Genomic DNA, 1,359 nt, shown 5'->3' on the forward strand with positions numbered 1-1,359 from the left:
TGAATCCCCCCGGGTTTCGTGCCGCTTCCTTTTGAGTCAGGAAGGATGAGCGGTATGCCCAAGAAGATTGATCCGGAGGTCAAGGCGCGTGCGTTGCGGATGTTGGCCGAGCATGGCGGGGAGTACTCGTCGACCACCGCGGCGGCGGAAGCGATCGCGAAGAAGATCGGGGTAGGTAAGGAGACGGTGCGCCGGTGGGCGGTGCAGGCCGAGATCGATGGGGGTCGTCGGGCTGGTGCGAGCAGTGCAGAGCATGCTGAGGTCAAGCGTCTCAAGGCCGAGAACAAGCGGTTGCGTGAGGACGTCGAGGTGTTGAAGGCGGCAACGTCTTTCTTCGTGGGGGAACTCGACCCCCGCAAGCGATGATCATCGGGTTCATCGATCAGATGCGTTCGAAAGGTGTTGCGGTCGAGTCGATTTGCCGAGTCCTGTCTGAGCAGGGCTGTCAGATCGCCGCACGCACCTACCGGGCCTGGCGGACCCGCCCGCCTGCCCGCCGCACGGAGTCCGATGCGGTCACGGTCGACAAGATCCGCGATATCGCCTGGCGTACCGATGATCACGGCCGCCGGCGGCTGACTCCGGAGGGACTGTACGGGCGCGCGAAGATGCATGCTCAGCTGCAGCGCACAGATCTGCCCGACGTGTCCTACGGCTCTGTTGATCGTGCGATGAAGATGTTGGAACTCAAAGGAATTCGGCGTAGTAAGAAGATTCGTACGACCATCCCGGCCGCGGATGGAAAGCGGGCCGGGGACCTGGTGAACCGGGACTTCACCGCGACCGCCCCCAATCGCGTCTGGGTCACCGATTTCACCTATGTGCGGACCTGGCGGGGCTGGGTGTATGTGGCATTCATCCTCGACGTGTATTCCCGCAAGATCGTGGCGTGGTATGCGTCAACGTCGAAAGATGTTCAGCTGGTGCTGATTCCGCTGCGGATGGCGTTGACCGAGAGGGAACGCGAAGGGCATCCTGTGGTGGCCGGACAGCTGATCCACCACAGTGACGCGGGATCGCAGTACACGTCGGTAGCACTGACCGGAAAGCTGGACTTGGAAAGGATCGCCGCGTCCATCGGATCGGTCGGCGACGCCTACGACAACGCCCTGATCGAGTCGACAAACGGCTTGTACAAGACCGAGTGCATCCAGACCACCGTGTTCCACGCGGGGCCGTACACGGGCCTCTCAGACGTCGAGTACGCCACGCTGGGTTACGTCGGCTGGTACAACTCCACCCGGTTACACGGGTCGATCGGCCTGGTCCCGCCCAACGAGTACGAGGCAACCTACTACGCTGGGGTCACTACCAGCAGGTAGCCCACCAACGAGGTGGCACGAAACCTGGGGTGCTTCA

General features: G+C 62.4%; 1 protein-coding gene and 1 other annotated feature. The gene reads left to right on the forward strand.

The window, feature by feature from the left end:
• Positions 1 to 54 precede the first annotated feature (54 nt).
• Positions 55 to 1,322 (forward strand): IS3 family transposase gene (locus ABLE92_RS26095; protein WP_348807662.1). Its coding sequence is split into 2 segments (ribosomal slippage): positions 55 to 328 and positions 328 to 1,322, totalling 1,269 coding nucleotides; the frame shifts between segments, so codons are not numbered across the junction.
• Positions 324 to 458: a sequence feature (AL1L pseudoknot), on the forward strand. Its footprint overlaps the gene before it by 135 nt.
• Positions 1,323 to 1,359: the final 37 nt, after the last annotated feature.

Source organism: Gordonia oleivorans, from assembly GCF_040044975.1.
Lineage (GTDB): Bacteria > Actinomycetota > Actinomycetes > Mycobacteriales > Mycobacteriaceae > Gordonia > Gordonia oleivorans.